The organism is Cyanobium sp. NIES-981, assembly GCF_900088535.1.
Lineage (GTDB): Bacteria > Cyanobacteriota > Cyanobacteriia > PCC-6307 > Cyanobiaceae > NIES-981.
The window spans coordinates 327607-351751 of sequence record NZ_LT578417.1; the positions used below are offsets into that span (position 1 = coordinate 327607).

At 71.0% G+C, this 24145-nt stretch carries 28 protein-coding genes; 15 read left to right on the forward strand and 13 right to left on the reverse strand.

Translation table 11 applies throughout. From position 1 onward, the window contains the following. Positions 1-5: 5 nt before the first annotated feature. Together devC and CBM981_RS01710 are read right to left on the reverse strand one after the other, a co-directional pair. Entirely contained in the window at positions 6-1154 is a 1149-nt protein-coding gene (devC, locus tag CBM981_RS01705; RefSeq protein WP_087066999.1) for an ABC transporter permease DevC, read from the reverse strand. Continuing rightward, entirely contained in the window at positions 1151-2257 is a 1107-nt protein-coding gene (locus CBM981_RS01710; RefSeq protein WP_087067000.1) for an HlyD family efflux transporter periplasmic adaptor subunit, read from the reverse strand. Before CBM981_RS01710 ends, devC begins: the two co-directional genes overlap by 4 nt. Positions 2258-2316: 59 nt before the next feature. Between CBM981_RS01710 and CBM981_RS01715 the strand changes: the two genes are divergently transcribed. Continuing rightward, positions 2317-2988, forward strand: coding sequence for a TetR/AcrR family transcriptional regulator (locus CBM981_RS01715; RefSeq protein ID WP_087067001.1), 672 nt, complete (start codon positions 2317-2319; stop codon positions 2986-2988). A gap of 4 nt (positions 2989-2992) precedes the next feature. Here the strand turns inward: CBM981_RS01715 and CBM981_RS15145 are convergent, their stop codons facing one another. Further along, positions 2993-4018: a hypothetical protein gene (locus tag CBM981_RS15145; protein WP_157665302.1), complete on the reverse strand. Its 1026-nt coding sequence runs from the start codon at positions 4016-4018 to the stop codon at positions 2993-2995. 541 nt (positions 4019-4559) lie between these two features. On the opposite strand from CBM981_RS15145, the gene CBM981_RS01720 reads away from it, so the two are divergent. Continuing rightward, on the forward strand, positions 4560-5798 hold the full coding sequence (locus CBM981_RS01720; RefSeq protein WP_087067002.1) for a M20 aminoacylase family protein: 1239 nt from the start codon (positions 4560-4562) through the stop codon (positions 5796-5798). Between the two features lie 153 nt (positions 5799-5951). On the opposite strand, the gene CBM981_RS01725 is transcribed toward CBM981_RS01720, so the two are convergent. From CBM981_RS01725 to CBM981_RS01755, 7 genes are all read right to left on the reverse strand, one after another. Beyond that, the gene (locus CBM981_RS01725; protein ID WP_087067003.1) at positions 5952-6464 is read right to left on the reverse strand and encodes a hypothetical protein; all 513 of its coding nucleotides are present in this window, start codon (positions 6462-6464) and stop codon (positions 5952-5954) included. Between the two features lie 56 nt (positions 6465-6520). Further along, on the reverse strand, positions 6521-7006 hold the full coding sequence (locus CBM981_RS01730) for a hypothetical protein (protein WP_087067004.1): 486 nt from the start codon (positions 7004-7006) through the stop codon (positions 6521-6523). Positions 7007-7135: 129 nt separating this feature from the next. Next, complete coding sequence (locus CBM981_RS01735; protein ID WP_087067005.1) at positions 7136-8062, reverse strand: hypothetical protein; 927 nt, start codon at positions 8060-8062, stop codon at positions 7136-7138. A gap of 71 nt (positions 8063-8133) precedes the next feature. Further along, positions 8134-8451, reverse strand: a complete 318-nt coding sequence (locus CBM981_RS01740) for an HPF/RaiA family ribosome-associated protein (protein ID WP_087069102.1) — start codon at positions 8449-8451, stop codon at positions 8134-8136. 347 nt (positions 8452-8798) lie between these two features. Then, positions 8799-9215 (reverse strand): hypothetical protein, encoded by a 417-nt coding sequence (locus tag CBM981_RS01745; RefSeq protein ID WP_087067006.1) that lies wholly within the window; start codon positions 9213-9215, stop codon positions 8799-8801. Next, positions 9212-10285 (reverse strand): ligase-associated DNA damage response exonuclease, encoded by a 1074-nt coding sequence (locus tag CBM981_RS01750; RefSeq protein ID WP_087067007.1) that lies wholly within the window; start codon positions 10283-10285, stop codon positions 9212-9214. Before CBM981_RS01750 ends, CBM981_RS01745 begins: the two co-directional genes overlap by 4 nt. A gap of 29 nt (positions 10286-10314) precedes the next feature. Continuing rightward, positions 10315-10488, reverse strand: a complete 174-nt coding sequence (locus CBM981_RS01755) for a conjugal transfer protein TrbI (protein ID WP_087067008.1) — start codon at positions 10486-10488, stop codon at positions 10315-10317. Positions 10489-10613: 125 nt separating this feature from the next. On the opposite strand from CBM981_RS01755, the gene CBM981_RS01760 reads away from it, so the two are divergent. Both CBM981_RS01760 and CBM981_RS01765 read left to right on the forward strand, forming a co-directional pair. After that, entirely contained in the window at positions 10614-11696 is a 1083-nt protein-coding gene (locus tag CBM981_RS01760; protein WP_087067009.1) for a class I fructose-bisphosphate aldolase, read from the forward strand. 14 nt (positions 11697-11710) lie between these two features. Further along, positions 11711-12694 (forward strand): SDR family NAD(P)-dependent oxidoreductase, encoded by a 984-nt coding sequence (locus tag CBM981_RS01765; RefSeq protein ID WP_225867474.1) that lies wholly within the window; start codon positions 11711-11713, stop codon positions 12692-12694. Positions 12695-12994: 300 nt separating this feature from the next. On the opposite strand, the gene nadA is transcribed toward CBM981_RS01765, so the two are convergent. Continuing rightward, positions 12995-13993, reverse strand: a complete 999-nt coding sequence (nadA, locus tag CBM981_RS01770) for a quinolinate synthase NadA (protein ID WP_369801660.1) — start codon at positions 13991-13993, stop codon at positions 12995-12997. Positions 13994-14038: 45 nt separating this feature from the next. On the opposite strand from nadA, the gene CBM981_RS01775 reads away from it, so the two are divergent. The 3 genes from CBM981_RS01775 (at position 14039) to CBM981_RS01785 (ending at position 17144) form a co-directional block, all read left to right on the forward strand. Continuing rightward, positions 14039-14944: a TIGR04168 family protein gene (locus CBM981_RS01775; protein WP_087067010.1), complete on the forward strand. Its 906-nt coding sequence runs from the start codon at positions 14039-14041 to the stop codon at positions 14942-14944. Continuing rightward, positions 14938-16014 (forward strand): hypothetical protein, encoded by a 1077-nt coding sequence (locus CBM981_RS01780; RefSeq protein ID WP_087067011.1) that lies wholly within the window; start codon positions 14938-14940, stop codon positions 16012-16014. The genes CBM981_RS01775 and CBM981_RS01780 overlap by 7 nt, the downstream gene beginning before the upstream one ends. Positions 16015-16250: 236 nt before the next feature. Next, complete coding sequence (locus CBM981_RS01785) at positions 16251-17144, forward strand: glycoside hydrolase family 104 protein (RefSeq protein ID WP_087067012.1); 894 nt, start codon at positions 16251-16253, stop codon at positions 17142-17144. Between the two features lie 23 nt (positions 17145-17167). Here the strand turns inward: CBM981_RS01785 and CBM981_RS01790 are convergent, their stop codons facing one another. Then, positions 17168-17989, reverse strand: a complete 822-nt coding sequence (locus tag CBM981_RS01790; protein ID WP_172820785.1) for a TPM domain-containing protein — start codon at positions 17987-17989, stop codon at positions 17168-17170. 47 nt (positions 17990-18036) lie between these two features. On the opposite strand from CBM981_RS01790, the gene CBM981_RS01795 reads away from it, so the two are divergent. From CBM981_RS01795 to CBM981_RS01830, 8 genes are all read left to right on the forward strand, one after another. Further along, a complete protein-coding gene (locus CBM981_RS01795; protein WP_087069106.1) occupies positions 18037-19221 on the forward strand; it encodes an SAM-dependent methyltransferase in 1185 nt (394 codons plus the stop codon). Between the two features lie 65 nt (positions 19222-19286). Then, positions 19287-19700 (forward strand): cation:proton antiporter subunit C, encoded by a 414-nt coding sequence (locus CBM981_RS01800; protein ID WP_172820919.1) that lies wholly within the window; start codon positions 19287-19289, stop codon positions 19698-19700. Continuing rightward, complete coding sequence (locus tag CBM981_RS01805) at positions 19697-21229, forward strand: proton-conducting transporter membrane subunit (protein ID WP_087067014.1); 1533 nt, start codon at positions 19697-19699, stop codon at positions 21227-21229. Before CBM981_RS01800 ends, CBM981_RS01805 begins: the two co-directional genes overlap by 4 nt. Continuing rightward, a complete protein-coding gene (locus CBM981_RS01810; RefSeq protein ID WP_225867612.1) occupies positions 21226-21657 on the forward strand; it encodes a Na+/H+ antiporter subunit E in 432 nt (143 codons plus the stop codon). Before CBM981_RS01805 ends, CBM981_RS01810 begins: the two co-directional genes overlap by 4 nt. After that, positions 21657-21905 carry a hypothetical protein gene (locus tag CBM981_RS01815; protein ID WP_087067016.1) on the forward strand — a complete coding sequence of 83 codons (249 nt, stop codon included), beginning with the start codon at positions 21657-21659 and terminating at the stop codon, positions 21903-21905. The genes CBM981_RS01810 and CBM981_RS01815 overlap by 1 nt, the downstream gene beginning before the upstream one ends. Continuing rightward, positions 21902-22228, forward strand: coding sequence for a monovalent cation/H(+) antiporter subunit G (locus CBM981_RS01820; protein ID WP_087067017.1), 327 nt, complete (start codon positions 21902-21904; stop codon positions 22226-22228). Before CBM981_RS01815 ends, CBM981_RS01820 begins: the two co-directional genes overlap by 4 nt. Then, positions 22225-22794 (forward strand): hydrogenase subunit MbhD domain-containing protein, encoded by a 570-nt coding sequence (locus tag CBM981_RS01825; protein WP_087067018.1) that lies wholly within the window; start codon positions 22225-22227, stop codon positions 22792-22794. Before CBM981_RS01820 ends, CBM981_RS01825 begins: the two co-directional genes overlap by 4 nt. After that, positions 22791-23453 carry an MnhB domain-containing protein gene (locus CBM981_RS01830; protein ID WP_087067019.1) on the forward strand — a complete coding sequence of 221 codons (663 nt, stop codon included), beginning with the start codon at positions 22791-22793 and terminating at the stop codon, positions 23451-23453. The genes CBM981_RS01825 and CBM981_RS01830 overlap by 4 nt, the downstream gene beginning before the upstream one ends. On the opposite strand, the gene CBM981_RS01835 is transcribed toward CBM981_RS01830, so the two are convergent. Next, positions 23450-24115 (reverse strand): SDR family oxidoreductase, encoded by a 666-nt coding sequence (locus tag CBM981_RS01835; protein WP_087067020.1) that lies wholly within the window; start codon positions 24113-24115, stop codon positions 23450-23452. The genes CBM981_RS01830 and CBM981_RS01835 overlap by 4 nt on opposite strands. Between the last annotated feature and the right edge of the window lie 30 nt (positions 24116-24145).

Here is a 24145-nt window from a genome sequence, read left to right on the forward strand (position 1 = left end):
CCGGCTCAGAACAGCTCGGCCGGATCGGCCGCCTGCAGCCGCCGGGTGGCGATCGCCCCCGAGGCCAGGCACATCGCCAGGGTGAGCACGAACACCACCACCGCCCGCTCCAGGGTCATCGCGATCGGCAGGCTCGTGGCCTGGGCCGCCACCGCATAGAGCCACAGCGGCATCAGGGCGCCGGGAATGAAGCCCAGCGCCGCCAGGATCAGGGCCTGCTCCACCACCACCAGCAGCAGGAAGCGGTTGCGGAAGCCCATCGCCTTGAAGGTGGCGTATTCGGCCAAGTGGGCATTCACGTCGTTGGAGAGCACCAGCACCACGATCACCACCCCCACGGCGAAGGCCATGGCCGTGCCCAGCCCGAAGATGAAGCCCACCGGGCTCGCCACCCGCCAGTAGTTCTCCTCGAACTGCACGAAGTCGGCCTGGCTGAGCACCTTCACATCGTTCGGCAGGTGGCGGCGCAGGGCCTCCACCACCCCCTCGCTGGAGGCCCCCGGCGCCAGGGTGAGCAGGCCCACGCTCACGCTGCCGGCGCTCACCCGCGGGAACATGCGCAGGAAGGTCTGGTCGCTCGCCATCAAGGTGGCGTCGGCCCCGAATGACGCCCCCAGCCGGAACAGCCCGCCCACGGTGATCGTGCGCCGCTCGATCTCGCTGGTCACCCGCTCGCCCCGGTCTATCCGGGCGATCGCCTCCTTGTATTGCCCCCGGGCGCCCCGGTCGAACAGCACCGTGTCGGGCAGCTTCAGCAGATCGGCCTGGGCCCGCACCTCCGGCAGGCGCAGCACATCGGCATCGGGATTGAAGCCCAGCACCTGCACCGTGGCGCTGCGCAGGGTCTGGGGATTGCGCCAGGTCACGGTGCGGATGTACAGCCCCTGGGCCTCGCTCACCCCGGGCACATCCAGGGCCTGCAGCAGCCGCCGGCGCGGGAAGGTGGAGAGGTTCTGCAGGTTCAGCGCCTTCGGGCTGATCAGCACCACATCGGCCCTGAAGGAGCGATCCAGCCGGGTGTTGCTGTCATACAGCGCCGCCTGGAAGCCCAGCTGCATGAACATCAGCAGGTCGGCGAAGGCGATGCCGGCCAGGGCCACCAGGAAGCGGCCGGGGTCGTGGCGGAGCTGCAACCAGCCGAGCGGCGTTCTCATGGGCCGATCACCACCCGCACCTGCAGGTTCGTGAACCGGGCGGCGCGGGGATGGCTCCCCGGCGTCAGCGGCGCCCGCACCTCCACCACCCGGTTGTCGTTGTTGGCGCTGGGGTCGGTGTTGATCACGTTCTGGCGCAGCACGATCGCGCCGATCTGCTCCACCGTGGCCTGCAGCGGCTCCTCCAGCGCCGGGCTGGTGATCCGCACCGGCTGGCCGAGCTTCACCCGCGGCAGGTCGCTCTCGTACACCTCGGCCACCACCTGCATGCGGCCGATCTGGCCGAGTTGCAGGATGCCGGCGCTGCCCGGGGCCTCGCCGGCCCGGGCGAACACCTGCAGCACGGTGCCCTCGATCGGCGCGTGGATCAGGTTGTCATCGCGGCTGGCGATGGCCCGCTGCAGGTTGGCCTCCGCCGCCTCCAGGCTGCGCTGGGCCGCCTCCACATCCAGGTCCACCCCGCCGGCGCCGGCGCTGCTGCGGGCCTGCTGGCGCACCAGCAGGGCCCGGGCCTCCTCCAGCGCGGCGGTCACGGTGGCGAGGGCGAGCTGGCGGTTGTCGCGGTCTTCCGCCGACACCGCCCCGCTGGCATAGAGGCTCCGGTAGCGACGGGCCTCGGTGGCGGCCGTGCGCTGCTGGGCCTCGAGCGAGCGCACCCTGGCCAGCTGGCTGGCCTCACCGCTGCCGGCATCGGCGCGGGCGATGGCCAGCCGCGAGCGGGCCAGATTCACCTCGGCGCGGGCGGCATTCACGCTGGCCTCGAGCTGGGGCTGGTTGTCGAGCACCGCCAGCAGCTGGCCGGCCTTCACCTGCTCCCCCCGCTCCACCAGCAGCTTCAGCAGGGTGGGCTGGCCGGGGCCCGTGGTGGGCGCCGCGATCGTGCGCAGCTCACTCACCGGCTCCAGCCGCCCCAGGGCGGTGACGGTGCGGATCGGCTGCTGCACCACCGCCGGTTGCGGCGGCGCTGCCCGCCGCAACAGGGCCCGGCCCGCCACCAGCGCCAGGCCCAGCGCCAGGGCGCCGCCGCCCAGCAGCAGCCAGGGGCGGCGCCGGGCCCGCTGCTGAGGCCGCTGAGGCCAGGGTGGCAGCTGCGGCCAGGCCATCTCCCTCTCCCAGCTCTCCTGACTGTACCGTTCAGTTCAGTCTTGCCAGCGCGCTGTCCATGCCCTCTGCCGCTGTGCCCGCCACCACCAGCCGGGGTCTGCGGGCCGAGCGCAAGCGGCAGGCGATCCTTGATGGCGCCCGCCAGGAGTTCCTCAGCCACGGCTACGCCGCCACCTCGATGGACCGCATCGCCAGGGCGGCCCACGTGTCCAAGGCCACCGTGTACAGCCACTTCGCCGACAAGAAGGCCCTGTTCCGTGCCCTCACCGAGCAGATGGTGGGCGAGCGCCTGAGCGAGCTGTTCGGCAGCTCCCCCGGCCAGAGCCTCCCACCAGACCCCGCCGCCGCCCTCACCGAACTGGCCGCCCGCTGCCTGGCCCGCCGTCCGGCGCAGCCCCCGTTCCTCTCCTTGCTGCGCCTGGTGATCGGCGAATCGGAGCGCTTCCCGGAACTGGCCAGAACCTTCGTGGCCCAGCTGGAGCGCACCGGCGTGGCCCAGGTGGTGCACCTGTTCGAGGCCCTCCCCGCCGGCCCGGAGGCCGAGCTGCGCGCCCGGGTGTTCATGGGCGCCCTGGTGCACCTGATCCTGATGCAGGACCTGCTGCACGGCCGCGAGGTGGCCCCGGTGGACCGCCAGGCCTACGCCGCGGTGCTGGTGAAGCTGGTGCAGGCGGGTTCTGACGGCGGTCAGTCAACCAACTCCCCGCCAGAGAACCGGCATCCCCTGTGAGGGTTCACACGAGGGACGTGGCAACCCCTCCGCTGACAGTCAGTGTTCCATCGGCAAAGTTGAACATCCCCCCATTGATGCCGCCGATCTTCTCAAAACTCCTGACCCTCATGGAACCACCATCGGCAGGACGCGACAGGATCTCTCCCGTGATGGTGTAGACACCGTTATCAAGCAGTATTTTGTCCTTACCCTTGCCACCGATGAAGGTGCCCGCGTTAACACCGCCGCCGAAACCGAGGGCTGCAAAGCCCGCCAGGGTGTCATTCCCTGCCCCCAGGAGTGTACCGCCTAATCCGGAAAATCCCCCGGTGAGCGCATCCACTCGGTCGTTGCCCCTACCGGTGCGAATCAAACCCGAATTCTGAATGCCTGTGATGCCTCGGCCTATGACCAGGTCGTTGCCGTCTCCTGTCGTGATCCTGACCTCTCCCCCGATTTCAATGCCTGGAGTCAGAAATATCGTGGGAATCGGGCCCAGCCTGGTACCTTCGATCGTGTCATCGCCGTCTCCGGTATCAATACTTCCTGTTAATACACGCAGGCCCGTACCATTTGGACTTTGCCCCAGAATGCTGTCATCTCCTGGGCCCATGCTGATCCTGCCCGTATTCTCGATTCCAAAGCCATAGCTGAACACACCATCTCCCCGGATCCCTTTGAGGATGTCGTTGCCGCCGCCGGTGCTGATCAGCCCATGATTCGTAATGCTGCCACTGAACGAACCGTTCGCTACAAGGCCGCGGATGGTGTCTGCTCCTCCACCCGTCTTGATCACGGCTGTCTGTTCCACCAACACCCCGTGCAAGCCGCCCCTGCCTAGAACACGGTCCTTGCCTGCGCCGGTGATCAGCCGTCCTCCTTCGCTCACCAGCACACCATCCAGGCTTGCCAGCAGGGATGTGCCTTTCACGATGTCCCCCCCGGCCAGGGTGGAAACCTTCTTGCCAGGGTTGATGACCCAGCCGTCGACCAGCGACCTCGCCCTGTCTGGACGAGCGGTGAACGTGAAGTTTGACAGGTTGGCCATGGTCTCTGTGTCTCCCAGTAACCTCTAACCTCATTGTGGGATTGAGCTGCCCAGGCTTCTCTGCGGCGGGGGACAACGTAGGCTTTATCTTCACTTCTTTATCTAATCGTTGTATTGTATGCCGGCGAGCAGGTGCTCCCAGCTGCTACAATTGCATGGGATTATGATTACATCGGGTTTCGTACCGAGCTCCGTCCTGAACTCCGATCGCCCCCTCCCGGTTCGCGTCCTGCTTCAGCCTCAGGTCTCTCTGGCGATGCGGTAGCCGAAGCCAGTGAGGTCGAGGTCCGTTGAACAGGGCGAACTGAGCGGGATGGAGCCCAGCAGGGAACTCCCGGGCTCCATCCTCCGGCAGGGGAAGCAGCGACGTGCTCGACAACGGTGTGCCGAACGACAGCCAGGCGCTGGCCAAGAGCGGCGGCGACCCTCCGATGGCCCCCCCGCAAGAATCCGTTCGGGGCCTGGGGTCAGGTGGCCATCACATGCCGGCGTGGCAGGGCGCCGCCGCCGCCCACACTGGTCTGCAGCGCTCCCCGTGCCGATGCCGCTGATCCCCCGGATCCTGGAGCTGGCCCCGGAGCTCACCGCCTGGCGCCGCGATCTGCACGCCCACCCCGAAACCGCCTTCCAGGAGGTGAGAACGGCGGCGCTGGTGGCCGAGCGCCTGCGGCAGTTCGGCTGTGATGCGGTGCACACCGGCCTGGCCCGCACGGGGGTGGTGGGGGTGCTGCAAGCCGGCCGCTCCCCCCGCCGCATCGGGCTGCGGGCCGACATGGATGCCCTGCACCTCAGCGAAGCCAATGGCTTCGCCCACCGCTCCACCGATCCGCAGCGGATGCATGCCTGCGGCCATGACGGCCACACCGTGATGCTGCTGGGAGCAGCGCGCTATCTGGCGGAGACCCGCCGCTTCAACGGCACGGTGGTGCTGATCTTCCAGCCGGCGGAGGAGAACGAAGGCGGCGGCCGGCAGATGGTGGAGGAGGGGCTGTTCGAGCGCTTCCCGGTGGACGCCGTCTACGGGCTCCACAACTGGCCGGGGCTTGCTGTCGGCCGCTTCGCCATCCGCAGCGGTCCGATGATGGCTGGCTGCGACAGCCTCGAGATCCTCGTGCGCGGCCGTGGCTGCCACGCGGCCATGCCGGAGGAGGGCATCGATCCGATCGCGGCCGGCGCCGCCCTGGTGCAGGCCCTGCACACGATCGTGAGCCGCCGCGTGGCCCCCAGCGACGCCGCGGTGCTGAGCCTCACCCAGTTCCATGCCGGCGACACCTGGAACGTGATCCCTCAGGAGGCGGTGCTGCGCGGCAGCCTGCGCTACTTCGATCCGGCCCTGCGCAACAGGTTGCATGAACAGATCCGGGCGATGGTGGCGGGCGTGGCCGCCGCCCACGGCGCCAAGGCGCAGCTGCGGCTGATCGAGGGCTACCCCCCCACGCTGAACCGGCCGGAGCAGGCGGCGGCGGCGGCGGCCGCCATGGCGGCGGTGGTGGGTGAGGCGCAGGTGGAGCGCGAGCGGCCGCCCACCATGGGAGCGGAGGACTTCGCTTACATGCTGCAGGCTCGGCCGGGGGCCTACGGCTGGATCGGCAATGGCCCGGGTGAGGGTGGCTGCCTGCTGCACAACCCCCGCTACGACTTCAACGACGCGATCCTGCCGATCGGGGCCAGCTACTGGGCCACCCTGGTGGAGCGGGAGCTCGCCATGACCCCAGCAGCCCCAGCTGCCGCCGCCGCCAGGCCGCCAACGCCGTGGCGTGCACCACCAGGACCCGGGTAGGCCATGCCGTGGAAAGCGAAGCTCCTGGACCCGCGGAATCATCCTCGGCCCCGACCGAAGCGCCGAAGCCGTACCAGCCCTGCGCCGCAGTGGCCTCAGGCAGGGCGCCCACGATCGGCGCCCTTGGCAGGGCTGGTTGGTGGCGTGGCCTCCTCAGCGGCAGCCCTGCACGGAGATGCGGTAGCTGAAACCGGTGGCGCCCGGCTCCTTGGCGGTGCCCACCTTGATGTTCACCTGGCTCACACGCTTGCCCGCCACAGCCGGGAAGGGACCGAACATCGTTCCCGTTCCCAGGGCTGGCTTCAGGGTTTCCTGCACCACACGCAGATTGCTGCCGTCGCTGAACTTGAGATAGGCCTCGATCGGGTAGCTGCCCTGGTCGGTGGAGTCGGCCGTGAAGAACAGCTTGTAGCTGCTGTAGTCGCGATCCACGGTGAAGTCGGTGTTCCAGTTGGTGCGGCCGATCGTGCTGCCGATCGGACCCTTGGGGCGCTGCACCCGCTTCTTCACGATCGGGCCGCTGCCGCCGATCGGCTGGAGGAAGGTGCAGGCCCCCGCCGAGGCGGCCTGGGGAGCCAGCAGTGCTGCGCAGGTGAGGCAGGCCGCCAGGGATCCGGCCAGGTAGGGCACCCGGTTCAGGCCGAGTGATGGAGAACGCATGACCATGGCGCGGCGGAAGGGAACCTCTGCATCTTGCACCCACCCCGCCTGGAGCTGGTTGGCTAGTTCTTGACGTCCCAGGAGGTGGTGGAGTGCACGCTGGTCTGGCCGCTGTTGTCGCTGACGAAGCTGAAGAGTGATCCCTTGTCCACGCTCATGACAAGGGTGATGACACCACCGCTGTCGTGCTCCTGAGACGAGAATTCCGCCGATTGGACACGCCAGCTGCCAGAGGAAATCGAGAGAAAGATGGAGTGATCTTTCTGGGTTGTCGGTACTGGGTTGGGAACCGTATTCAACCTTTTCTTGTCATAGAAGTCGAGCTCGGCGCTGATCAGGCCCTGGCTCTTCACCCTCTCCACAAACAGTGGCAGCTCATGAATATCCACCAGGGTCATGGAGACTTCCAGGGGGCGATTCCTGCTTAACTGCTCAATCGAGAAGGACACCCTGCTCACCTCAACTCCGGGTCCGAGGCCTTTCTCTTTGACCAGCTCACTGGTTCGGAAACCGACATCCGCCTTGAAGACGATCAGCACGTCACTCATTGGAACTCAGCGGCATCCGTTGATAGTATGGCGGCCCCTTGAGCGGGCAGGCCCTCCACTACACCCGCGTTAACGTCACCCGCGCAACCCGCCTTGGGGCGGAAGGGGCCGTGCACCTTTCCGTGCGGTTCAGCTGATCACCGATCCGGGCGATGTCGTGCTGCTTCTGCCCACCGCCAGCAGCACCCCCGCCAGCACCAGGGCCGAGCCGAGGAGCACCGGCGGGCCTGCGGGCTCGGCCAGCAGCGCCGCCGCGCTCAGCACCGACACCACCAGGGAGAGTGACCCCACCACCGCCACGGTGGCCACGCGGAAGCGGCGGTAGCTCAGCCGCAGGCTCCACTCACTGCCCAGCACCACGGTGAGGGCGTAGAGCCCGATCACGCCGGCCACCCACCACAGCTGCAGGTGCATGAAGTGTTCGGCTCCGAACAGCACCAGCCCGATCGCCAGGAACACCAGGGCGGCCAGCAGCGACGGCAGTCCGGTGGTGAGCCCGAGGCCGAGGCCCTCCTGGCCCAGCCGGCGGGCGGTGACTGCGCTGCAGGAGAATCCCGCCACGCCCACCGCACCCCAGCCCAGACCGGCCAGCCGGTGCATGCCCATCGGCGCCCCGCTGCCCAGGGAGGCCAGCCCCAGCCCCAGGCCGATCACCCCCGTGGTGAGCCAGAAGCGGCGGGGGAAGGGCTCCTTGAGCCACAGGCGCGAGAGCAGCGCCGAAGCCGGCAGCACCAGGGTGAACACCAGGGTCTTCTCGATCACCGCCAGGCTCTCGATGGCCATGTAGCTGCCCAGGGGACCGGTCAGGCTCCCGGCCAGCAGGTCCAGCCCCAGCAGGTTCCACTGGTGGCGCTGCAACCGGGGCAGCTGCCGGCGCAGGCTGCGGTGGTCGGCGACCATCACACTCACGCCCACCACCAGCAGGGCGAAGAAGAACAGGTTGCAGGCACTGACCGGGTTGACCCCATCCACCGGATGACGGGCACCCTGCAGCTGCAGGGCCCGCACCACCGTGCTCTCAAGGCCCTTCAGCACCACGTAGGCCAGCAAGGCCATCACGATCGATTCCTGCCCATGCTTCTCGCGCCGGACGAGGGGTTTCCAGCTGCCGGATGGTGCTGGTGTCGCTAGTGGTGGCCCATCTTGCCCAGCTCGCTGTCAAGCAGGCTCACCATCTTGTGGGCAGCGCCGTGCACCGCCTGCTCCACGGTGAGTGCCTGGTCGGTCACAGAGGCCGGGTCGCGTCCTGCCACCCGAGCCTCCAGGAGGCAGCGCCTGTCCATCCCGCCTGATTTTGAGGCGCTGTTCTCGTCACTGAGGTGGACTTCCAGCCTGGTGATGTGATCCGAGAACCGGGAAAGCGTGTGATTCAGGGTGTTCTCGATGTGGTGCATGAACGCCTCATCACCCACAATGTTCTTGTCTGTATTCACCTGGATCTGCATGGCTTCGCTCTGCGGGTGGGCGGCTTCCGGGAGCCTGCTCAAGGCATAGCTGGATATCCGGAAGCCGCCCTGGATCGCTTCACATCCCGTAGAGCCATCGCGTGGAACCGTTGATGCCCAGGGGCAACAGATCCAACCGCAGAGGCCCCATCCGCCCGAGCGCAGGCTCCCACCACCCCGAAAAGCCACCGTGGACACCGTTGGTGCCATGGCGGCCTGCCGGCTACGGGCGCAACGGGAGCGGGGGCGTGCGTTCCAGCCGCGCTTCGGCAGCGACGAGATCGTGGTGGCGTGGCCCTGCTGGGTGTGCTGCTGCAGGCCGGGCCCGCCGGCGCCCCCTACCCTCATCACGGGCTCCGAGCTGGCGGGGGCTCCCTCCCATCGCCGGATGCGGCCGTGAGCGCCGGTGCCACCAGCATCACGAGCAGGCCGAAGCCCAGATAGCCGCCCTGCCTCGGGTCGTAGTCGGCCAGCAGTCGCGCGCTGCCGTAGCCCAGCGCCTTTCCCACGGCCAGCTCGAAGGCGACGGTCAGGGCCACCCAGGCCCCACCGACCCGCAGAAGCCGGGGTCTGGAGGCGGCACCCATCCACCCCCGGGCGAGCCAGCTGATCAGCAGCACGAGCAGGGATCCGCTCAGCACACCGAGCTGCCGTGCCGGCAGGTCTCCCAGGACCGGGCTCAGCAGCTTCTGCCGAAGGATCCCCTGGAGCGTTTCCGCCAGCATCATCAGCAGCCATACGAGCAACGCCCGGCCCCAGTTCATGGTGCGGGCGCCTCCGGCTGCTCGGGCTGCTGTTCCTGCTCCTCCTGCTCCTCCTGCTCCTCCCGGCCCCGTTCCGCCTGGAAGCGCCCGTCCAGTGGTTCGGCGGCGATCCCTTCCACCTCCCGCAGGTAGCGGGCCAGGCCGTCGCTGTTGCCGTGGGTCACGTACACCTGGCGGGCGCCGCTCCCCTGCACAGTGCGCACCAGGCCCGGCCAGTCGGCATGGTCGCTCAGCACGAAGCCCCGCTCGTAGCCACGCCGGCGGCGGGCGCCCCGCACCGCCATCCAGCCGCTGGCGAAGGCCGTCTGCGGCAGCCGGAAGCGCTTCATCCACACCGAGCGGTGGGCCGAGGGCGGGGCGATCACCAGCCGCCCCGCCAGCGACTCGCCCTTCGCCACGGCGCTCACGGGCCGGGTGGGGGGCATGGCCACCCCCGCCTCCCGGTAGGCCGGCATCAGGGCCTCAACCGCCCCGTGCAGCAGCACCTCCTCCTCCACGCCGATGGCGTGCAGCTCGGCCAGCAGCCGCTGGGCCTTGCCGAAGGCATAGGCGAACAGCAGCGAGGGGCGCTCCGGAGCCCCCTGCCACCAGGCGCGGATCTGGCGGGCCACCGCGGCGCCGCTCTGCCAGCGGTAGATCGGCAGGCCGAAGGTGGCCTCGGTGATGAACACATCGGCCTGCACGGGCTCGAAGGGGGCGCAGCTGGGGTCGGCGCAGCGCTTGTAGTCGCCGCTCACCAGCCAGCTCTCCCCGCCCGCCTCCAGCCGGATCTGGGCGGAGCCGAGCACATGGCCGGCGCTGTGGAACGACACCCTCGCCCCGCCGATGCGCAGGGTCTGGCCGTAGTCCACCGGCAGCAGGTTGATGGCGTGGCCGAGCCGCTGCCGCAGGATCGTCTCACTGGCACCGATCGCCCAGTACTCGCCGCAGCCCGGCCGGGCGTGGTCGGCATGGGCGTGGGTGATCAGGGCCCGGGGCACCGGCCGCCACGGATCGATCCAGGCATCGGCGGCCGGGCAGTGCAGCCCCTGGGGCGTGAGCTGCAGCAGGGCGCCGGGGGGCAGGGGCATCGGGCGGGATCAGCCGGCTCAGCCGGGGCTCAGGAGCCGCACGGGCAGCCGCAGGCGGCGCTGCTGGCGCCGTGACAGGGCTCGTGGTTGGGATGGCCGCTGGCGCAGGCCTCACAGCAGTAGGCGAGGTTGTTCCTCACCACGGCCTCGCCGGGGGACACCGCACAGGTGCAGCTGGGGCAGGCGCAGGGGGTGGGGGCCATGGCAGCACTCCGAATCTGCTTCTGGGCTAGCACCCTCCGGCGCCGGGTGGCGTTGACATGGCCTCCGGCCCTGCCTAGCCAGAGGGAGGAGCCTGGTGGCTCTCCTGTCGGCCGCGCCGGAAACGATGACGCTTGAGAGCTTCCGCGAGGAACTGGCCAGCACCGCCTGTGCCCTGGCCGCCCAGGGCAAGGGATTGCTGGCCGCCGATGAATCCACCGGCACGGTGGGGAAACGCTTCGCGGCCATCGGGGTGGAGAACACCGAGGAGCACCGCCGCGCCTACCGCAGCCTGCTGGCCACCGCCCCCGGCATCGACGACCACATCAGCGGCGTGATCCTCTACGAGGAAACCCTCTTCCAGGACAGCATGGACGCCGGGGGCCAGGACGGCCCGCCGATCGTGGAGCTGTTCCAGGAGCGGGGCATCGTGCCCGGCATCAAGGTGGACCGGGGCGTGGAACCCCTGCCGGGCGGCCTGCCGGGCGAGAGCTGGTGCACCGGCCTCAAGGGCCTGCAGGAGCGGGCGGCCCGCTACTACGCCCGCGGCGCCCGCTTCGCCAAGTGGCGCGCCGTGCTCAGGATCACGCCGGAGGGTTCCCCCTCGGAGCTGTGCGTGCGGGAGAACGCCTGGGGCCTGGCCCGCTACGCCCGCACCGTGCAGGAGGAGGGGCTGGTGCCGATCGTGGAGCCCGAGATCCTGATGGACGGCGACCACGACATCGAGACCACCGCGGCGGTGCAGGAGTGGGTGCTGCGCACCGTGTACCGGGCCCTCAGCCACAACGGCGTGTTTCTGGAGGGCAGCCTGCTCAAGCCCTCCATGACCCTGCCCGGCATGGGCTGCGCCGAACCCCCCAGCCCGGATCTGGCGGCGGAGTTCACCCTGCGCACGCTGCAGCGCACGGTGCCGGTGAGCGTGCCGGCGATCCTGTTCCTCTCCGGTGGGCTGAGCGAGGAGGAGGCGAGTGTGTTCCTCAACGGCATCAACCGGGCGATCACGCCGGCCCCGTGGCACCTGGGCTTCTCCTATGGCCGGGCCCTGCAGCAGTCGTGCCTCAGGCACTGGGCTGGTCACGATGTGGCAGCGGGGCAGGAGGCGCTGCTGGCGCGGGCGCGGGCCAACGGCCAGGCCGCCCAGGGGTTCTACGTGGCCGGCTCGGAACCCTCCGACGGCACCCCGCTGTTCGAGGCGAACTACAGCTACTGAACGGCCCTCCTTCCGTGCCCCAGCGCCACATCCTGCTCACCGGAGGCAGCTCCGGGATCGGCTTCGAAGCCGCAGCCCGACTGCTGCAGGCCGGCCACACGCTCACCGTGGCCTGCCGTGATGCCGCCACCGCGGCTGGGTTGCGGAGCCGGCTCAGCGGTGCCCTGCGCCCCTGCATCCTCAATCTGGCTGATCTGGAGAGCGTGGAGAGCGCCGCCGAGCGGCTGCTGGCCGCCGGGGAGCCGATCGACGCGCTGGTGCTCAACGCCGGCCTGCAGTACAACGGTGCCCGCGAACCGCGCTGGTCGGCCCAGGGCTACGAGCTCACGCTGGCGGTGAACCATCTGGCCCATCAGGCCCTGCTGCAGCGGCTGCTGCCCCTGCTGCTCCGGGGCACCGAGCCGCGGCTGGTGGTGACCGCCTCGGAGGTGCACGACCCCACCACCCCCGGGGGCCGGGTGGGGCAGCCCGCCGGCCTGGGCGATCTGGCCGGGCTGCGGCAGGGGCCCGGCGCCCCGATGCTCGATGGCCACAGCAGCTTCAACGCCGAGAAGGCCTACAAGGACACCAAGCTCTGCAACCTGGTGATGGCGCGGGAGGTGGAGCGGCGTCTGCGCCAGCGGGGCCTGGCGCTGCCGGTGCTGGCCTGGAGCCCGGGGCTCGTGATCCCCCGCGGCGGCGGCGGCTTCTTCCGCGACAGCCGCCGGATCAACCCCGTGGGCCAGGTGGTCTTCGCCTTCGTGGCCAGGGATCTGCTGCGCCTCACCGAATCCCCCGGCCGCGCCGGTGCTCTGCTGGCCGCCCTGGCGGCCGACCCGGTCCCACAGGGACCGGGGTTTCAGTACTGGAGCAACCGGGTGCTGGGGCCTGGCCGCCGCCGCTTCGAGCGGAGCGAGCCCGCTGAGGCTGCCCGTGATGATGCCCTGGCGGCTGAGCTCTGGGCGCTGAGCGCGCAGCAGCTGGGGCTGCCTGCCGAGCTCGCGCTTGCAGCGACCTGAGCGGAAGACTCCGGCCCGGGGCCATGCCATGGCTGCCGGAGGGCAACGTTCACCTTGGGGGGCCCGCGCATGTCGCCGCAGTTTTCGTCCCCCACCCGCTGCGCTTCCTGGCCACTGCGGATCTTCCACCCAACAGCTCCGGCACGTTCGATCGGGCGCAGCTGCGGGAACGGGCGCTGGTTCAGCAGGCAGGCGATGGGCAGCCACCTTGGAGCAGGTGGTCTCGGCTCAGATCAACCGTGACGCAGGACACGGGCGTGCTGTCGTCCACCATGGAGGCGCGCCCTGCCCTGAACCTCGCTAACGGCTCATCTCCAGCATCCGCTGGATCGGTGCCAGGGCCCGCCGCCGCAGGGCTTCGTCCATCTCGATCGCCGGCGCCATGGTCTGCAGGCACTGCCACAGCTTCTCCAGCGTGTTGAGCCGCATGTAGGGGCAGGCGTTGCAGCTGCAGCCGTCTGCGCCCGGCACCTCGAAGAACGCCTTGCCCGGCACCCGCTGGCGCATCTGGTGCAGGATCCCCGGCTCGGTGAGCACGATGAAGGCGGGTGCCTCACTCTCCGCCGCCCGGGCCAGCAGCTTGCTGGTGGAGCCGATGAAGTCGGCCAGATCCAGCAGGTGCTGCTGGCATTCCGGGTGGGCCAGCACCTCCGCTTCGGGATGCTCCAGCTTCAGCTGCAGCAGCGCCTGCTCGCTGAAGGTTTCGTGCACCAGGCAGCTGCCGGGCCAGAGGGTGAGCTCCCGGCCGCTCTGGTTCTGCACCCAGCGGCCCAGGTTCTGATCCGGCGCGAACAGGATCGGCCGGTCGGCCGGGAGTTGCTTCACCAGCTCCACCGCGTTGCTGCTGGTGCAGATCAGGTCGCTCTGGGCCTTCACCGCCGCCGAGCAGTTGATGTAGCTCACCACGATGTGCTCGGGGTGCTCGGCCCGGAAGGCGGCGAAGCGATCGGCGGGGCAGGCGTCCGCCAGGGAGCAGCCGGCCTCCAGATCCGGCAGCAGCACCGTCTTGGAGGGATTGAGGATCTTGGCCGTCTCGGCCATGAAGTGCACGCCGCAGAACACGATCACATCGGCGTCGGTGCTCGCGGCCTTGCGGGCCAGCTCCAGCGAATCGCCGATGAAGTCGGCGATGTCCTGGATGGCGTCGTCCTGGTAGTAGTGCGCCAGGATCACCGCGTTGCGTTCGCGCCGCAGGGCAGCGATCGCCGCCGGCAGCTCGGCGGCCGGGGGTGGCGAAGGCTCCCCGGCGCCGTGCTGCGCGGCACGGGCCTGGGTGGTCTGGGCGGCTGCGAAAACCAACCGGGATCCCCAACGGGCAGGATGTTGCAGCTTAGTTAGGGGTGGATGGGTCTTCTGCGCCTGGCCGTGGTGGGAGATCCGCACGGCGCCTGGGATGGCAGCGACCATCGCCTCCTGGAGCTGATCCGGCCGGACGCCGTGCTGGTGGTGGGCGATCTCAGCGACGGCACCCCCCAGGTGCCTGCCCTGCTGCGCCAGCTGCCGCTGCCCGTGGCCTGCATCCTCGGCAACCATGACGCCGGCCGCGATGCCTCGGGCCGCACCCTGCAGCGCCAGCTCGCCACCCTCGGACCCCTCCACTGCGGCTGGGCCCTGCGGCAGCTGAGGCCGCCAGGCCTGGCGGTGGTGGGGGCGCGGCCGGGAACGGCCGGCGGCGGCTTCCATCTCTCCAAGGCGGTCCTGGCCGCCTTCGGGCCCCTCACCCTGCAGGAGTCGGCTGACCGGATCACGGCGGCCGCCCTGGCCGCCGATCCGGAGCTGCCGCTGGTGCTGCTGGCCCACAGCGGCCCCGCCGGTCTGGGCAGCAGCGCGGCGGATCCCTGCGGGCGCGACTGGAAGAGCCCCGCCTGCGACTGGGGGGATCAGGACCTGGCCCTGGCCATCCGCCAGATCCGCCAGCGGCGGCCCGTGCCGCTGGTGGTGTTCGGCCACATGCATCACGCCCTGCGCCGGGGCCAGGGAGATCGCCGCAGCGTGGCCGTGGACCGCCGCGGCACCCTCTATCTCAATGCCGCCTTCGTGCCCCGCCATGGCCGCGACCTGGCCGGCCAGGAGCTGCGCCACTTCGCCTGGGTGGAGCTGGACACCACGCCGGCCGCGCCGGTGCTCCGGGCCAGCCACCGCTGGTATGGCCTCGACGGCCGGCTTCACTATGAGGAGGTGGTGCACCAGGCCGCTCCAGCCCAGAGCGGGGCCGAGCCGCTCCCCCGCGTGCGGGTGGAACCGTGCTGATCCACGCCTGCATCAGTGCCCATGGTTTCGGCCATGGCTCGCGCACCGCCGCCGTGCTCACCGCCCTGCATCGCCGCTTCCCCCACTGGCGGCTGGTGCTCTCCACGGCCCTGCCGCCCTCCTTCCTGGCCACCGCCTTCGGACCGGTGCCCTTCGAGCTCCGCCCCTGCCGCTGGGACGTGGGCATGCTGCAGGCCGATGCCCTCGGTTCGGACCCCGCCGCCACCCTCGAGGCCCTGGAGCAGCTCGAGCGGCAGCTGCCGCACCAGATCAGCCAGGAGGCCGCCTGGCTGCAGGCCCAGGGAGAGCCGCTGCTGCTGCTGGCCGATGTGCCCCCGGCAGCGGTGCTGCTGGCCGAGCGGGTCGGGGCTCCCCTGATCTGGCTGGCCAGCTTCGGCTGGGAGGCGATCTACCGCCCCCTTGGCGGTGCCTTCACGGCCTGGGCCGACCGCTGTGAGCAGCTCTACCGCCGGGGGGATCTGCTGCTGCAGTGCCCCCTGGCCATGCCGATGGCCTGGGGGCTGCCGCAGCAGCAGCTCGGGCTCACGGCCGGGGAACCCCGCCTGGATGGGGCGGATCTGGCCCGCCGGCTGGGGCTCCCCGCCGAGCGGGAGCGCTGCGTGCTGATCAGCTTCGGGGGGCTGGGGCTGCGGCTCGACCCCGCCCTGCTGGCGCTGTGGCCGCACTGGACCTTCCTGGGCCACGATCCGGCCCTGGCCCGGGCGGCCAACGGCCGGGTGCTGCCGGCGGAGGTGCGACCCCTGGAGCTGATGCGCCACTGCGCCCGCCTGATCACCAAGCCCGGCTACAGCAGCTTCTGCGAGGCCATGGGGCAGAACGTGGGCATCCACGCAGTGCACCGGGAAGGTTTCGCGGAAGCCCCCGTGCTGGAGCAGGCCCTGCAGCGCCACGCCCACCATCGGCTGCTGAGCCAGCACGACCTGCAGACCGGCCGCTGGCAGCTGGATCAGCCCCTGCACCCCCCCTCCCATGGCCCCCTGCCGGCCGATGGGGCCGCCACGGCCGCCGCCGCCATCGCCGCCTTCGCGATGCAGCGGGGCCTGGCCTGAGCGCTGGGGGCAGGAACGGGCCCCCGCTGGGGTGATCAGCAGCTCCAATCGTTGTGGCCAGGTCCATCGGTGTTGCTGTTGTTGAAAAGGGGGCTATTTAGGGCCCTGACAGTGATCTGAACCATTCAGCGTTGCCATTGACACCAGTGGACGCTTGTGCGATTGGCACTAACAGCAACTGGTTTGAGCCATTCGATCGCCAATCTGCTGCCCGTCCTGTTGTTTTGCTTCCGGTTTTGTCCTTCGCCAAAACAACGAACGCGTTCTTCGCCGCCTCTGTGGCTTCGCTCACGGCCTCGGCCACCGCTCTGGCCACGGCCCAGCCGGCCATGGCAGCCCTCGGGCCTGTGACCCTCGGCACCGTCGGCGGCGGCGTGGGCCGGGTGCTCACCACCATCCCGGTGCCGCCGCCGGTGCACCCCTCCCACGCGCCGGTGCCCGCCGCCGCCCGGGCCCTGCCGCAACCCCATTCCGTGGCCCTGTCGGTGCCCCTGCCGCCGCCGGGCCCCCGCGTGTACGCCATCACCCCCGAGCGGCGCGCCCTGCTCAACACCATCCGCTACGCCGAGGGCACCTGGGCCGGTGGCGCCGACGTGGGCTACCGGATCATGTTCGGCGGCGGGCTGATGCCCTCCCTGGACCGTCACCCCAACCGGGTGGTGCGCAGCGCCCGCTACGCCAGTGCCGCCGCCGGGGCCTACCAGTTCATGCCCCCCACCTGGGCGATGGTGTCCCGCGCCCTCGGCTTCCAGCTGCAGGGGCCTGACGCCTTCGGCCCCCAGGTGCAGGACCAGGCCGCCCTCTACCTGGTGCAGCGCCGTGGCGCCCTCCATCTGGCCGACCAGGGCCAGTTCACCCCCTACCTGGCCCACCGGCTCGCCCCGGAGTGGGCCTCCTTCCCCACCCTGGCCGGCCGCAGCTTCTACGGCCAGCCCGTGAAGCGCTACCAGGAGCTGCGCCAGTTCTACGAGCAGAACCTGGCCTACCTGCGCCAGCGCCAGCAGCGGGTGCTGGACGACCTCGCCGCCGCCGAACCGCCGAAGCCGGTGAAGCCTGCCTGCCTCCCGGCCGATTCGCTTCGCTGCCAGCTCGAGGCCCTCGACACCCTCGGTCCCCGCTCCGCCAGCTGAGTTCCGCCCGGGCCGAAAGCGCGTCAGCCCTCGTCGGGCTTGATGCGGCTGCGGCCCACCGTGTTCTGGGCGATCAGGTAGGCCGCCGCGATGGCGCCGGAGAATCCCAGCCCATTGCGCAGCAGGGGGAGCAGGTCGTCGGTGCGGGTCACGATCGGGGCCACGCCGAACACGCCGAACAGGATCACCCAAAGGGGCGAGAGCAGCAGCACCCAGGCCCATTCCACCGTGCGGCCCTCCTGGCGCGGGTAGGCGGCGAAGCCCACGATCAGGCCCCCCAGGATCGAGGTGGCCAGGGTGAGCACCCACTGTTCGTTGGGCAGGCCCGGCACCACCTGGCAGCCGCCCCGCTCCAGGCAGGTCTCCACCGCGGCCAGCGCATCCACGATGGCGCCGTCCTCCCCGTGGTCACGCACGTAGTACTGGTTGCCGAAACGGGTCTGCAGCTCCACCCAGTAGGTGCGCGGCATCAGGGCGAAGAGCGCATCGCCCACGTTGAAGTTCAGCAGGTTGCCGCCGCGGGGATCGGCCACCAGCAGCAGGCTGCGCTCATCCAGGTTCCAGAACTCCTTCACGGCCAGCCCTGGCGTGCGCTCGTACTGGGTGAGCACCCGCAGCTTCCAGCCCGTGTCCGCCTCGAAGCCGGTGAGGTGCTCCTCCAGCTCGGCCCGCTGGCCGTCGGTGAGGGCCCGGGCCAGATCGATCACCGGCGTGGGGTGGTCCGGCAGCAGGTCCGGGTTGTCGTAAGCGAAGGCCGGGCCTGCCCCTCCACCCACCAGGGTGCAGAGGACCAGCAACAGCGCCGCCAGCGTGGATGCCGCCCGCGTGGCCAGACTCCTTCCCATGCACCGTTCTCCGTGACAATGCATTCTCCCCGAGCTGCGTGCCGGCCGTGAGTGCACCCCCCCCGCCCTGCCCGGTCTGGCTGGCGGAGCGGCTGCGGAACTGCGGCGGAGCGGTGCCGTTCCAGCGCTTCATGGCCTGGGCGCTGCACGACCCCGACCACGGCGCCTATGGCGCCGGCCGCCTGCGGATCGGGCGCGACGGCGACTTCGTCACCTCCCCCGCCCTCGGCCCCGACTTCGCGGCCCTGCTGGCCCCCCAGCTGGCCGCCTGGCTCTCCGCCCACGGGCCAGGTCCGCTCGCCCTGGTGGAGGCGGGCCCGGGGGAAGGAGCGCTGGCCCTGGAGCTGGCCCAGGCCCTGCAGCGCCACTGGCCCGCGCTGGCCGCCCGCACCACCCTCTGGCTGGTGGAGCCGAACGCCGGCATGGCGGAGCGGCAGCGCCGGCTGCTGCAGGCCTCGCCCCTGCCCTGCCGCTGGACCTGCTGGCAGGAGCTCGCGGCCGCGCCGGTGCGGGGCGTGGTGCTGGCCCATGAGGTGCTCGATGCCCTGGCGGTGGAGCGGATCGTGTGGGACGGGGCGCTCTGGCGCCGCCAGCTGGTGCGGCTCGTGGAGGGCGGCAGCACCGGCCCCCGGTTGCGGCTCGAGCCCGGCGAACCCCTGGAGCCTGAGGCCCTGGCGCACCTCGCCGCCCTCGGGCTCGATCCGCCCGGGGAGCAGCGCCCGGCCGGCTGGTGCACGGAACTGCACCCCGGCTCCGGCCCCTGGCTGGAGGCCTGCGCCGCCGCCCTGGCCGCAGGACCGCTGCTGGTGATCGACTACGCCCTGGAGGCCTGGCGCTACTACGCCCCCCAGCGCTCCGCCGGCACCCTGCTGGCCTACCGGGGCCAGCGGGCCAGCACCGATCCGTTGCTGGAACCGGGAGCCTGGGATCTCACCGCCCATCTCTGCATCGACACGCTGCAGGAGCAGGCCCGCCGGGCCGGCTGGCGGGTGCTGGGCCAGTGCCGCCAGGGGGAGGCCCTGCTGGCCCTGGGTCTGGCCGAGCGGCTGCACGGCCTGCAGCATGACCCTCCGGCCGGCCAGGCCAGCGGGCTGGCTGAACGGCTGGAGCTCCGGGAGGCCCTGCTCCGCCTCGTGGACCCGCACACCCTGGGGGACTTCCGCTGGCTGGCCTTCAGCCGCGGCCCCATGGCCACCCCCCGCTTCCTGCTCCCCCCCGCTCCGGCGCCCTAGGCCATCCCCCAAATCCCGGCAGGAAGCGGCTACTGTCAGCGCGCCGTGGATGGGCCTCCCCCCTGATCGACACCTTCCGACTGCTGGAGGCCCTGGTGCTGGGGGCCCTGCTGGCCGGCCTGCTCGGATTGATCGGCCGCCAGAACCTCTTCCTCAAGGCCCTGGCCATGGACGTGATGGGCACCGCCGCGGTGGCCCTGTTCGTGCTGGTGGCCGCCCGCAGCGGGCTGCGCACGCCCGTGGTGGCCGATCCCGAAGCGCTCTCCAGGCTCGGCGCCTGGGCGGATCCGATTCCCCAGGCCGTGATCCTCACCGCGATCGTGATCGGTCTGTCGATCCAGGCGGTGCTGCTGGTGGTGATCACCCGGCTCTCGGCCGTGGACCCGCTCCTGGAGCCCGCCAGCTTCGAGCAGCTGCAGGCCAGCCAGGCCCCCTCCGCCCCGGGCGCTGCCGCCCCGGCCAGCCGGGCAGCGCCATGACCCTGCTGATCGCCTGGCTGCTGCTCCCCTTCCTGGGGGCCTTCCTCTCCGCGCTGCTGCCCTCCACCGCCCGCTGGCTGGCCCTGGGCTGTGCCCTGGCCACCACGGCCGTCGGGGCGCTGCTGTTCAACGGCACCTGCCCCTGGTTCCTGCAGCTCACCGGCCCGCTGGGGGTGCTGCTGCAGGCCGATGCCCTGGCCGCTCCCTTCCTGCTGCTCAACGGGCTCGTGGTGCTGGCCGTGGTGCTCGACACCTGGAGCCGGCGCCCGCCGGGCCCCTTCCTGCTGCTGGTGATGGTGCTGCTCGGCGGCCTCAACTCGGCCTTTCTGGCGGTCGACCTGGTGAGCCTCTACGTGGCTCTCGAGGTGGTGGGGGTCACGGCCTTCCTGCTGATCCTGCAGAAGCGGGAGCCCCAGCAGCTCTGGATCGCCCTGCGCTACCTGCTGGTGGGCAACACGGTGATGACCGTGTACCTGGTGGGCGTTGCCCTGCTCTACCTGAACACCGGCAGCTTCCGCCTCGCTGCCCTGGGCGCGCCAGGCCTCGAACCCCGCAACCTGGCCGTGGTGGTGGCCCTGCTGCTGGTGGGCCTGCTCACCAAGTCGGGGGTGTTCCTGTCGGGGCTGTGGCTCCCCCGCACCCATGCCGAGGCTCCGGCCGACGTGTCGGCCCTGCTCTCCGGCGTCGTGGTGGCCGGTGGTCTCTGCCCCCTGCTGCGCCTGGCCAACCAGCTGCCCCAGCTGCAACCCCTGCTCGGCCTGATCGGCCTGGCCAGCGCCCTGCTGGCGCTGCTGTATGCCCTGGCGGACACCGACCTCAAACGGGTGCTCGCCTGGAGCACCCTGGGCCAGGCCGGCCTGGTGCTGCTCAGCCCCGCCACCGGCGCTGTCTACGCCCTGGCCCATGGGCTGGCGAAGGCCTGCCTGTTCCTGCTGGCCGGCCGCCTCGGCAGCCGGGATCTGCGCACCTGGCGGCTGCAGCCGCTTCCGGCCGCCCTCGGCCTGCCCTGGTATGTGGCTTCCCTCTCGATCGCCGGCGCTCCCTTCCTGCTCGGGTTCTGGACCAAGGACCAGCTCGCCTCCGTGGTGGGAGCTGGCAGCGGCATGCTGCCGGTGCCCCAGGTTCTGGTGCTGGCGATGGCAGGCACGGCGGCCGTCTATGCACGGCTGTGCTGGCGGCCGATCCGGTGGGAGTGGGCGCCTCCGGCTCCGGGCCCGTGGCTGCTGGCCGCGCTGCTGCTGGTGGGCGGCCTGGCCCTCGGGCCCCTGCCGCCGCCGGGGTCCGCCGGCAAGGCGCTGGGGGTGCTCGCCTTCGGCCTGGGGCTGTTCAGTGGTCTCACCCTGATCGCCCTCGGCCTGCAGCGGCGGCGCCTGCCCGCCTCCGATCCGTTGCCAGTGCCCTGGCCGGCACCCCTGCCGCTGCCCCTGCCGGATCTGGAGCGGCTGCAGGAACTGCTGGGCGGCCTGGCCGTGGTGGGAGCCGTTCTGGTGGGCCTGCTGATGCCGAGGGAGGTGCTGTGGCCCGGATGATCACCATCGCCCTGCGCCTGCTGATCTGGTGCCTGCTCAGCGCCGATCTGGGCGCCACCAACGTGGCCATCGGCCTGGCCGTGGCGCTGGCCCTGCCCCAGGCCCGCCGCAGCCGGCACCTGCCCATCCGCCAGCTGCTCCGGCTCCTGCTGGCCAGCCTGGTCGCCATTCCGGTGGCCTATGGGGAGGCCGTGCGCCTGCTGCTGATGGGCCAGCGCCTGGAGGGGCGCCTGGAGCCGTCGCCGCTCACCGCCCGGGGCTCTGCGCTGCTCACGTTCCTGGAGGTGTTCCGCATCACCCTCACCCCGCTCACGATTGCGCTCGGGGTGGAGCCGGGAGGCCAGGCCTACCGGGTGCATCGCATGGCCCGGCCCCTGCCCCCCGGTTCCGGCGCCGGCACCACGCCTGACTCCCGGGAGGTGCGGTGATGGCGGTGATCCTGCTCGGTATGGTGCTCGCCCTGCTGCTGCCGATCCTGGTGGCCTGCCGCTCGGTGGATGTGTGGCACCGCCTGGCGGCCTTCGCCAGCGTGTCCACCAAGGTGGCGATCCTCATGCTCGCCGTGTCGGTGGTGCGGGACGACTGGATGCTCGGGATCGTCGGGGTGATCGTGCTCAGCGTGGGCAATGCGGCCGTGATGCTCCTGGCCAACCTGCTGCGGGGGGTGGACCGATGAGCGCACCGGGCGTGACCCAGCTCCTCAGCACCCTGCTGCTGCTGGCGGGCCTGGTGTTCTGGTTCGGCGGCACCTGGCCCCTGCTCGGCCGCGGCAGCTTCCTGCGCAAGCTGCACTACCTCAGCATCGCCGACACCCTCGGCTCGGCCCTGATGCTGGTGGGGCTGCTGCTCCGCCTGCGGCCGGAATGGCCCCTGCTGCTGCTGGCCCTGCTGTCGCTGGTGGTGTGGAACACGATCTTCGGCTACGTGCTCGCCAGCTGCTCCCAGCCGCTGCCTCCCTCCTTCCCCTCCGGGGGCGCCAAGGAGGAGCGCCAGCCATGACATCGGCTGCCATCACCCTCAGCGGCGATGCCGCCCTGCTGATCCCGATCACGGCACTGCTGCCGCTCACGGCGGTCCTGCTCGTGGCCCAGCCCAATCCCTACCAGACCCTGGTGCTGCGGGGCATCCTGGGGGCGGTGGCCGCCCTGATCTATGCCCTGCTGGGCGCCGCCGACGTGGCGCTCACCGAAGCCCTCGTGGGCACCTTGCTCTCCACCACCCTCTATGCGGTGGCGCTGCGCTCCTCGATGGTGCTGCGGCTGGCCCTGCCGGGCGGCGCGCCACCTCCCGAGAAGGTGGTGCGGCAGCTGCGCAGCTGGCTGGAGCCCCTGCACCTGCGTCTGGAGCTGCTGGTCGGCCCCGCCGCCGCCGACGCCGGCCTGCACGGCCTGCTCCAGCCGGTGGAGGGAGGCCAGGAGCACTTCCAGCTGCGGCTGCATCGCCCCCAGCTGCTCGAGCGGCTGGAGGATCTGCCGGGCGCCGCCGACTGGCGGGCCGACGGCCACAGCCTGCTGCTGCTGCCGCCGCTCGCTCCGCCGCCTCCCCGCTCCGGAGCCACCCCATGAGCTGGATCTACGCCCTGGCGGCCGTGCTCCTCTGCCTGGCGCCGCTGCTGCTGAGCCTGCCGGAGCCGCCCCAGATCGATCGGGCGCTCGAGCTGTTGCTGCAGACCGGTGCCGTGCCCAACCTGGTGTCCACCGTGATCCTCAAGACCCGCCTCTACGACACGGTGGCGGAGGTGGTGGTGTTCACCCTGGCCTCGATCGGGGTGCGCTGGATCTTCAGCGGAGAGCCCAGCCAGCGCCGGATCCGGGGCCTGCAGGACGCTCCCTCGGTGGTGCTCTGCCAGCTCGGTTCCACCGTGTGTGCCCTGGTGGCGGTGGAACTGGCCCTGCGGGGCCACCTCTCCCCCGGCGGCGGCTTCGCGGCCGGCGTGGCCGGCGGCACGGCCATCGGCTTGCTGCTGATCAGCGGGTCGGTGCGCCTGGCCGACCGGCTCTACCAGCGCTACCGCGCCGACCTGTGGGAGAAGGCCGCCGTTGTGGCCTTCCTGGTGGTGGCCCTGCTCAGCCTGGGGGGTCTCACCCCCTGGGGCCCCGGCACGTTTGGCGCCATCGACAGCGGTGGCTGGATCCCCCTGCTCAACGTGCTGGTGGCCGTGAAGGTGACCCTGGGCTCCTGGGCGATGGTGCAGCTGCTGGTGCGCTACCGGGGGCTGCTCTAGCCCGCGGCCAGCCAGGCGGCCAGGGGCTGGGGCTGCTGATCCCCTCGGCTGGTGATCTCCACGATGCGGCCGCAGGCGTCCGGGGTGGCGAGGGCCTCCAGGCACACCCGGGCCACCAGACGCCGGGGGATGCTGTCGCTCTCCTGCTGGTCCGGGCCGGTGAACACCACGCCCTCCTGATCGAGCTTCTCCTCCCGTTCAATCAGCCCGCCGGGGCGCACGATCGTCCAGTCCAGCCCACTGCGTTCCAGCCACTGCTCGCCGAGGCGCTTCCACACTAGGATGAGGCCGAACAGATTGAGCGGGTGCAGCCAGCGGCCGGCGCACAGGGAACTCACCAGCACCACCCGCTTCAGCCCCACGGCGGTGCAGGCCCGGATCTGGTCCCGCACGCCGAAGGCATCCACCTTGAGGGGGCCGCTGAGATCCACTGAAGGCCGGGCCCCCGTGGCGATCACCAGGGCGTCGCAGCCCCGCAGCGCCTCCTCCAGCTTCCGGGGCTGGTGAAGCTCGAGCCGGATCACCTCGGCGCCGTCCAGCCCGGCGGGCAGGGTGGAGTGGGGACGCACCAGGGCGCGCACCGCATGCCCCTGGCGAAGGGCTTCCTGCACCACGCGCCAGCCGGTCTTGCCGCTGGCACCGCTCACGGCGATCGTCGCCATCACCCCTTCCCGATGGAACGGTGTGACCCT